An 8,921-nucleotide genomic window follows, 5' to 3' on the forward strand; every position below is an offset into this window, starting at 1 on the left:
GTATAAAGATGAATTCACGGAAATTAGAAATATTAGTTGGCTTTTTTGTAGCCCTTGGTATCGCTGCATTTGCATTATTAGCATTTAAAGTTGCGAATGCCGGCATTAGTGGTAGTGGTGAGACTTACCAACTGAACGCAAAGTTTGAAAACATTGGTTCTTTAAAAGCACGTGCGCCGATTAAAGTAGGTGGTGTAGTTGTTGGCCGAGTTGAATCAATCTTTATTCACCCAAAAGAGTTTGTGCCTGTGGTAAATATGGCGATTGATGCAAATTACTTATGTAAGTTTTCAGACACAACATCAATCTCTATTTTGACATCAGGTATTTTAGGTGAACAGTACTTAGGCATTAACCCTGTTATTGCCCCTGAATCTGCTGAGCAACGCTGTATGGGTGAAGATGTAACAGCAAGTGAGCATGATACAGATCTAGATGATCTATTTGGTGTTGAAAGCAAAGCGCTTGCAGATGGTGACTACATTACTGATACAAAATCAGCGCTTGTTTTAGAAGAGTTAATCGGTCAGTTCTTATTCAACCAGGGTGGTGAATAATTATGTTTAAGAAGTTTTTATTATGTATTGCTGTGCTGTTTAGCCTAAACGCACAAGCCGCTGAACCTAAGGTTGATTTAAAAGACCCTTACAAAATGGTTCGTACAGTGTCAGATAATACTTTTGCACGTATTACCAAAGACCAACCTCTTATTGCGAAAGACAAAGAGCATCTTCGCGTTATCGTAGAAGAAGAGCTAATGCCTTACATTGACTACAAGTATGCTGCACTGCGCGTACTAGGTAATCACGTGTCAAAGGTGCGCGCTATCGAAGATAAAGAGGAAAAAGCGAATGCGATTAAAGAGTTACAACGCTTTATTGACGTTTTCCAAAAGTATTTAATTGCAACTTACGCAGGTGTGTTTACTCAATACACTAACCAAAGCGTTGAGTTTGCACCACCACAGCCTTTCAAAGGCCAAGATGTGGTGGTTGTTAAAACTAAGATTGTTGAAGCCGGTAAACCTGATATCAGAATCGACTTTAAAGTACGTGAAGACCGCAGTGGTAACTGGGGCGCGTACGATATGATTGCAGAGGGTATTAGTTTGCTTGATGCTAAACAAAGTGAATTACAAGGTATTTTACGCCAACATGGTCTAGATTATGTAAGTGACTTACTAGAGCAGAAGAGCCAACTGCCAGTGCAATTTAGAGGTGATGGTGGTGATGAGTAAAGTCGAGATTACTCAACTTGAAGATAACCAGTTTCGAGTCAGTGGCGAACTGACTCGAAATTCAATTAGCCGTGAACGCCTTCTGAATGCCAAGCCAGATTCTAGCCATAAAACATGGTATTTTGACCTTTCTGGGCTATCTAGGGTTGACACGGCGGGCTTAGCTTGGTTAATTCACTCTTTCGCAGAATTAAAGCAGCAAGGTATTCACCTTGAACTGCAAAATAGCCCTGAACAATTGCAAAATTTAATGCAATTGGGTCAGGTCACAAACCTATTTGAGTGAGATTTATGGAAACAAGCCAAGTCGAAACGTTATTACGCGACGAACTAAAACTAGATGAAGTGATTGTTAAAGCAAATGGTAGCCACTACGAAGTGATTGCTGTTGGTGAGTGTTTTGATGGTTTATCTCGCGTGAAGAAGCAACAGCTGGTTTATGCTCCGTTAATGTCAACAATCTCAGACGGTACAATCCACGCTGTATCTATCAAAGCGTTCACACCGACTGAATGGAAACGCGAACAAAAATTTATTTTACCTCAATAGTCGCAGGGCCTCCTAATGGATCAATTTGTTATTCAAGGTGGCACCTCGCTGGCAGGTGAAGTCACTATTTCTGGCGCTAAAAATGCCGCTCTTCCAATTCTTTTTGCTGCGCTTTTAGGGCAGGGCAAAAGTACCTTTAGTAATGTTCCTCGTTTACGCGATATCGGCACAACAGAAGCCTTGTTAAAAACACTGGGTGCAAATGTCGAGTGGCAGCAAGACAAACTAATCATTGATGGTGCGACGGTTGATAAAACGCTTGCACCGTACGAGCTGGTAAAGCAAATGCGTGCCTCAGTGCTTGCATTAGGCCCTTTAGTTGCCCGTTTTGGTGAAGCGCAAGTATCACTGCCAGGTGGTTGTGCAATTGGTGCTCGCCCAGTTGATATCCATATTCAAGGTCTTGAGCGCATGGGCGCTATCATCAAGGTTGAAAATGGTTACATTAATGCCAAGGTTGATGGTCGCTTAAAAGGCGCTGAAATCTTTATGGAGATGGTCAGTGTTGGCGCAACAGAAAACTTACTGATGGCAGCAACGCTGGCTGATGGTAAAACAGTACTTGAAAATGCAGCTCGTGAACCTGAAATTACCGATCTTGCTAATTGCTTAATTGCGATGGGGGCGAAGATCAGCGGTGCAGGTACTAGCCGTATCGAAATTGAAGGGGTTGAGTCACTATCAGGTTGTGAGTACAGTATTCTTCCTGATCGCATTGAAACAGGCACTTTCTTGGTTGCAGCGGCAATGGCTGGCGGTGAAGTGCTTTGTAAAAATACAGACCACCATAGTCTTGATCCTGTGATTGAAAAGTTGCGTGCTACCAATGCCTTGGTTGAAGTCACTGATAACAGCATTTACCTCGATATGCGTGGCCGCGAACTAAAAGCGGTTAACATTAAGACTATGCCACACCCGGGTTTCCCTACCGATATGCAAGCGCAATTTACAGCTTTAAATGTGGTAGCGAAGGGCAGTGCAACCATCACAGAAACGATTTTCGAAAACCGTTTTATGCACGTGCCTGAGTTACAGCGTATGGGCGCAAACATTCGATTAGAAGGTAATACAGCAATTTGTGGCGATACCGAAAGCTTATCGGGCGCACAGGTAATGGCAACTGATTTACGTGCCTCTGCAAGTCTAATTCTTACTGGCATCGTTGCTCAAGGTGAGACTATTGTTGACCGCATCTATCACGTAGATCGTGGTTATCAACGCATTGAAGATAAGTTGAGTGCGCTGGGTGCCAATATCAAGCGCCGTTCAAGCTAATCGCTAAGACTTACAAAAAAGGCCTAACATCAGTTAGGCCTTTTTTATATCTGTGTTGTTTCAGTAACTACTGATCGTCTTCAAGTTCTGCAACAGTTACCATCACTTTTAAGACCTTACCATCGCGGTAAATCTCAAATTCAAGTTCTTTACCTGGCTCTGTATTCGCAAGCTTCTCAAGCACTTGTTGTGGGTTAGCTACAGGAATACCGCCAATTTTGATTACAATGTCAGTTTCTCTGATGCCTGCTTTCCAAGCTGGGCCAAATGGATCAAGTTGAGAAATACGCATGCCTGCAACAGGTGTAAAGCTATCGCTTACATCTTTGCCTGTGCTATCAATGCCTGTGCCACTAAAGCCTAAATAGCCACGTACGACACGGCCATGTTTGATTAGCTTATCCATCACATCTTTGGCAATCGAGTAAGGTACCGCAAAGAAGATACCTTGAATATCGAGATTTTCATGAGTTTTAAATTGCGCCGAGGTAATACCGACTAAGTCACCTCGTGAATTGACTAACGCGCCACCTGAGTTACCCACGTTAATCGCAGCATCCATCTGTAACAGGCTGCTGTAAGGGCTATCGATTAAGTTTTGTTTACCCGTCGCACTGATAATACCTTGGGTAATGGTTTGACCTAAGTTAAGTGGGTTACCAATCGCTAAAACAACATCACCAACACGTGGCTTAAATTTATCGTTCACTGGAATTTTTGGTAAATGCTCAGCGCTGATCTTTAATAGCGCTAAATCTGTTTGAGTATCAAAACCAATCACTTGTACATCATAAAAGCGACGGCCATCAGCGAGTGTAACGATAATGAGATCGGCATTTTTGATTACATGGTAGTTAGTAAGAATATAGCCGTCTTGGGTCATGATCACACCAGAACCAAGAGCTTGAACGGTGTTTTGGCGTTTATAGCGCGGTTGATTGGAAATGCTTTCTGAAAAAATAGTAACAACCGAAGGTGCTGCTTTTTGCACTGCATCAGCAAAGCTCATGTGCTCTGATGATATCGCCGCAGGTAAATTCATATCTGGTAACAGTGTGCTACGAAGGCTTGGGCTAAATAACACCACTAAAAAGGCAATGCCTAAACCGGTGAAAAGCGGAGGAAGGATAAATTTAAAAAGTTTTAGCACAGTATTCTTATTATCAGTGAGCAATCCCTTAATGATGGCACAAAAAAAATAACAGCGGCAAGCACCGCTGTTATTTTTTCATGATTTATCAACTAGATTTACTGGATCAGTACGAAAATAAGCTCTCTACCTCGTTTAACACCTAGTACGATGTTACCTTTGGTATTTTCGATGATCTTATTCATGTCGCGGATTGTTTCAACGCGTTGACGATTAACTTGCATGATCACGTCACCTTCTTCAAGGCCAACACGAGCAGCAGGAGAACGTGCTTGCACGCCGGTTACTTCAACCCCTTTTCCATCACTCTTCTGAGTGTTTTCTAATGTTGCACCTTGGAAAGCTGGGTGTGTCTCTTCGCCAGCGGCAGTAGTTGCTGATGCACCATCGAGTGTGACATTTACAGTTTTAACTTTGCCATCTCGGTAAATGCCCAGTTTTACTTTTTTGCCTTCACCAAGTGTGGCAATTTTACTGCGTAGTTCATGGAAGCCACTAATTTCGGTGCCATCGACGCTAATAATTACATCACCGGCTTTGATACCCGCTTTACTTGCTGCGGTATCATCCATTACTTGCATAACGTAAGCGCCTTGCTTCACGTCAAGTTGTTGTGCTTTAGCAAGGCCTGCATCAAGTGGGCGTCCCGAAATACCTAACGAACCGCGACGTACTTCGCCGTGTTCGATAATTTGGTCAACAAGGTTTTTCATCATGGTAGATGGAATTGCAAAGCCAATGCCCACGTTACCGCCAGATGCGCCTAAGATAGCGGTGTTGATACCAATCAGTTCACCGTTAAGATTAACTAACGCACCGCCTGAGTTACCTTGGTTGATAGCTGCATCGGTTTGAATAAAGTCTTCATAGCCTTCTATATTTAAACCGCTACGGCCAAGGGCACTGACGATACCTGATGTTACTGTGTGACTTAAACCAAATGGATTACCAATGGCAACAGCAAAATCACCTACACGTAACTGATCTGAATCGGCAATTTTAAGCGCTGTTAAGTCCTCTGCATCAATTTGCAATAAGGCAATATCTGACTCTTTATCACTACCGATTTTAGTTGCTTCATATTCGCGACCATCTTCTAAGGTCACCACCATTTTTTCGGCATCTTCGATAACATGGTTATTGGTTACCACGTAACCTTCGTCTGCATCAATGATCACACCTGAGCCTAGGCCACTAAATTCACGCTTCTGGCTACCACCACGAGGAACACCAAAAAAGTCATCAAAAGGAGTCGCACGGCGGCGAACTTCTTTAGAGCCTGACACTTGAATACTCACCACTCCCGGTGTGATCTGTTCAAGCATAGGTGCTAGGGTTGGCAATTGTTGACCATTTACAGCAACAGGAAGTTTTGCCATTGAAATTGCAGGACTTAATAATAAGCTAGAAGATAAAATAGCAGCACTGATAACAGATAATTTCATTTTCATAGTCTGGGTTTACTCCACTTCAGAGATAAAGCAAAAACTAAAAAGGGCTGCATAAGCAGCCCTTTTCTTGGTTTAGATATAAAGCTGTTATATCTAAAGACTATGGGGTCAAAAAAAAGTTCATCAAGAGGCTTTAGAATGTTCTGAAACTTTCTCTGAGCCAGTGAACAAGCCCGTTTCACCTACAACATAGTCAGCTGGCTGAGCTTCGGCACTTGAACGATCGCCTCTGCGGTCTTGTAATGAGTTTTGTAATTGCTCAGTCGTTTCTTTAGAAAAGAACGGCTCATTTGGATGCTGTTTTTTATCAGCAAGTAGTAGTTTATTTGTTTCTTCTACATGGTTCAGTAGCTGGTCATAGTTATCTTTCATTTTAGATACTAGCTTACCTGTGCTCGCTAGATGATCAGCTACATCTTGACGATATTGTTCAAGCGCATTGTTAGCTTGCTCGACTTGTTGTTCTAGTTCGTCTTGCTTAAATTGTTTTTTGGTTACAAAAGCACCAATGAAGAATGCTGAAATTGCAACGATGATTAGAATACCTATCCAGGTAATTGTGCCCATAAATCTACCCCTTTGGGAAAAAATAACAAAAACAAATGCTTTAAAAGCATTTATAGTCCAATCATTATTAAAATATGCTTAATTTGATTGTGAAATCATACTGCGGGCTAATATACCCTGAGATACGATGCGTGTTAATATACTGTGCAAATTTAACTGTGTTTTATTGTAACGACCTATGACTCCTTGGCAGAAATACCAACAAGATTTACAACGTGAAGACTTTGTACATGATGCAGCGCAAGAAAATGCAGTGCGCCATTTGCAAAGACTCTATGATGACCTAACGGCAGACAAACCGGCCGCGAAGGGGTGGTTTGCCAAACTATTCTCTAAAGATAGCACGCCGAGTATAAAAGGGCTGTATTTTTGGGGCGGAGTAGGTAGAGGTAAGACCTATTTAGTTGATACTTTCTACGAAGCTTTACCTACTGATCGTAAGATGCGTGTGCACTTTCACCGTTTTATGCATCGCGTGCATGATGAGCTGAAAAAGTTAAAAAATACCAGTAATCCATTAAATGTGGTTGCAGATATCTTTAAATCAGAGACAGATATTATCTGTTTTGATGAATTTTTTGTGCAAGATATCACTGATGCAATGCTACTAGGTGGTTTGATGGAAGCATTATTTGAACGTGGCATTGTGCTGGTTGCTACGTCAAACATCGTGCCTGATGAGCTGTATCGAAATGGTTTACAACGTGCGCGTTTCTTACCAGCAATTGAGCTGGTAAAAGCCAACACCGAAATCGTAAATGTAGACTCGGGGGTTGATTATCGTTTACGTACCCTTGAGCAAGCCGAAATTTTCCATAGTCCGCTTGATAAGCAAGCTGATGATAATTTATTTGAATACTTCGATAAGTTGTCACCTGAGCCGGGTGTGCTCGATAAAGAAATTGAAATTGAAGGGCGGATGATCAAAACCCGTAAAGTGTCTGACTGTATTGCTATGTTTGAGTTTAGTGAACTATGCGAAACAGCCCGCAGCCAAGTTGATTACATGGAAATAAGCCGACTTTATAACACGGTGATTTTGTCTAACGTAAAATCATTAGGCCAAGCCAATGATGATGCGGCACGTCGTTTTATCGCGTTAGTGGATGAATTTTACGAGCGCCATGTAACGCTGATTATTTCTGCTGAAAAGCCAATAACCGAACTATATAGCGAAGGTAACTTAAATTTTGAATTTAAGCGTTGTATTAGCCGACTACAAGAAATGCAATCGCTAGAGTATTTAGCAAAAGAGCATCTAGCTTAGTGAGCTGTCAGCCGTCAGCTTTCAGTTTTTAGCTGAACGGTGTTGAATGTAAGGCGCGCCAAGCAAGCGTGACGCCTACGATTGATGTAGGCGTGAAATTTATTTCGCGCGCACTTAGCTGATAGCTGATTTTCTCGAATAAAAAACAACCATCATATAGTAATGTGGTTCAAGTGCTGGTATACTCCCGCGTCTGCCACGTTGCGTTCTATTGCCAGATATTAGTTTAGCCTCTAATTGATGGCTCAAAGTCTTAAACTCGAAGGGGTTAAAGCATTCAACTTAGAGCGGTAATTAATAATAATTACCTGTGGTTTTAATTAAAAAACATTGGATTTTAATAAATGAAAACGTTTGTTGCTAAGCCAGAAACAGTAAAACGTGACTGGTACGTAGTTGACGCTGAAGGTAAAACTTTAGGTCGCATCGCTACTGAAATCGCTCGTCGCCTACGCGGTAAGCATAAAGCTGAGTACACTCCTCACGTAGATACTGGTGATTACATCATCGTTATCAACGCTGAGAAAGTTACTGTTACTGGTAATAAAGCAAAAGACAAAATGTACCACGCACACACTGGTTTCCCAGGTGGTCTTAAGTCTACTACTTTCGACAAGCTTCAAGCTGCAAAGCCTGAAATGATCATCGAAAAAGCTGTTAAAGGCATGTTGCCACGTGGTCCTTTAGGCCGCGCTATGTACCGTAAACTTAAAGTTTACGCAGGTACTGAGCACAACCATGCTGCACAACAGCCTCAGGTTCTAGACATTTAAGGAGCACTATCATGGCAAATCAATACTACGGTACAGGTCGTCGTAAAAGTTCAAGTGCTCGCGTATTCTTACGCCCAGGCACTGGTAACATCGTAATCAACAAGCGCTCTCTAGAAGAGTACTTCGGTCGTGAAACTGCTCGCATGGTTGTTCGTCAAGCATTAGAGCACGTAGAAATGACTGAAAAGTTTGACCTACACATCACTGTTTCAGGTGGTGGTACTACTGGTCAAGCTGGTGCTATCCGTCACGGTATCACTCGTGCACTTATGGAGTTTGACGAGTCTCTACGTCCTACACTTCGTAAAGCAGGTTTCGTTACACGTGATGCACGTAAAGTTGAGCGTAAGAAAGTGGGTCTTAAGAAAGCACGTAAGCGTCCACAATTCTCAAAACGTTAATATTTACGTTTATCAGAATACCAAAAACCCAGCTTCGGCTGGGTTTTTTGTTTTTTAGAGCTGTCAGCTTTAAGCCGTCAGCTGTCAGTTTTTAGCTGATCGAGATAGGGATTTAGTTATTTGTGTCAATGAACTGAAGTAGCTTTACATTCATTTTTCGATTTTTTAAGTTTTTGATAGCTGATAGCTGATAGCTGATAGCTGATAGCTGATAGCTGATAGCTGATAGCTGATAGCTGATAGCTGATAGC

General features: G+C 42.0%; 11 protein-coding genes. 8 read left to right on the forward strand and 3 right to left on the reverse strand.

Annotated elements, in window-relative coordinates:
* The first annotated feature begins 8 nt into the window (after window positions 1–8).
* The 5 genes from mlaD to murA are packed head-to-tail and all read left to right on the forward strand — an operon-like array spanning window position 9 to window position 3,061.
* Entirely contained in the window at window positions 9–557 is a 549-nt protein-coding gene (mlaD, locus tag HUS61_RS19530) for an outer membrane lipid asymmetry maintenance protein MlaD (RefSeq protein WP_054561096.1), read from the forward strand.
* A 2-nt stretch (window positions 558–559) separates the two neighbouring features.
* Entirely contained in the window at window positions 560–1,237 is a 678-nt protein-coding gene (locus HUS61_RS19535) for a phospholipid-binding protein MlaC (protein ID WP_175083489.1), read from the forward strand.
* Complete coding sequence (locus tag HUS61_RS19540; RefSeq protein WP_175083490.1) at window positions 1,230–1,523, forward strand: lipid asymmetry maintenance protein MlaB; 294 nt, start codon at window positions 1,230–1,232, stop codon at window positions 1,521–1,523. Before HUS61_RS19535 ends, HUS61_RS19540 begins: the two co-directional genes overlap by 8 nt.
* Window positions 1,524–1,528: 5 nt before the next feature.
* Window positions 1,529–1,786 carry a BolA family protein gene (locus tag HUS61_RS19545; RefSeq protein WP_054554171.1) on the forward strand — a complete coding sequence of 86 codons (258 nt, stop codon included), beginning with the start codon at window positions 1,529–1,531 and terminating at the stop codon, window positions 1,784–1,786.
* 15 nt (window positions 1,787–1,801) lie between these two features.
* Window positions 1,802–3,061, forward strand: coding sequence for a UDP-N-acetylglucosamine 1-carboxyvinyltransferase (murA, locus tag HUS61_RS19550; RefSeq protein WP_055199193.1), 1,260 nt, complete (start codon window positions 1,802–1,804; stop codon window positions 3,059–3,061).
* A gap of 67 nt (window positions 3,062–3,128) precedes the next feature.
* On the opposite strand, the gene HUS61_RS19555 is transcribed toward murA, so the two are convergent.
* From HUS61_RS19555 to HUS61_RS19565, 3 genes are all read right to left on the reverse strand, one after another.
* Window positions 3,129–4,211 (reverse strand): trypsin-like peptidase domain-containing protein, encoded by a 1,083-nt coding sequence (locus HUS61_RS19555; RefSeq protein WP_058585926.1) that lies wholly within the window; start codon window positions 4,209–4,211, stop codon window positions 3,129–3,131.
* Window positions 4,212–4,309: 98 nt separating this feature from the next.
* Window positions 4,310–5,662, reverse strand: a complete 1,353-nt coding sequence (locus HUS61_RS19560; RefSeq protein WP_054561091.1) for a Do family serine endopeptidase — start codon at window positions 5,660–5,662, stop codon at window positions 4,310–4,312.
* Window positions 5,663–5,785: 123 nt separating this feature from the next.
* Entirely contained in the window at window positions 5,786–6,229 is a 444-nt protein-coding gene (locus tag HUS61_RS19565; RefSeq protein ID WP_055020791.1) for a YhcB family protein, read from the reverse strand.
* 178 nt (window positions 6,230–6,407) lie between these two features.
* Here HUS61_RS19565 and zapE point away from each other — a divergent pair, with 178 nt between their 5' ends.
* The 3 genes from zapE to rpsI all read left to right on the forward strand — a co-directional run bounded on the left by zapE (window position 6,408) and on the right by rpsI (window position 8,670).
* The gene (gene zapE / locus HUS61_RS19570) at window positions 6,408–7,496 is read left to right on the forward strand and encodes a cell division protein ZapE (protein ID WP_054561089.1); all 1,089 of its coding nucleotides are present in this window, start codon (window positions 6,408–6,410) and stop codon (window positions 7,494–7,496) included.
* Between the two features lie 344 nt (window positions 7,497–7,840).
* Window positions 7,841–8,269 carry a 50S ribosomal protein L13 gene (rplM, locus tag HUS61_RS19575; RefSeq protein ID WP_062568574.1) on the forward strand — a complete coding sequence of 143 codons (429 nt, stop codon included), beginning with the start codon at window positions 7,841–7,843 and terminating at the stop codon, window positions 8,267–8,269.
* An 8-nt stretch (window positions 8,270–8,277) separates the two neighbouring features.
* Window positions 8,278–8,670, forward strand: coding sequence for a 30S ribosomal protein S9 (gene rpsI / locus HUS61_RS19580; RefSeq protein WP_095209788.1), 393 nt, complete (start codon window positions 8,278–8,280; stop codon window positions 8,668–8,670).
* The last annotated feature ends 251 nt before the right edge of the window (window positions 8,671–8,921 follow it).

Source organism: Pseudoalteromonas sp. 0802, from assembly GCF_013350085.1.
Classification (GTDB): domain Bacteria; phylum Pseudomonadota; class Gammaproteobacteria; order Enterobacterales; family Alteromonadaceae; genus Pseudoalteromonas.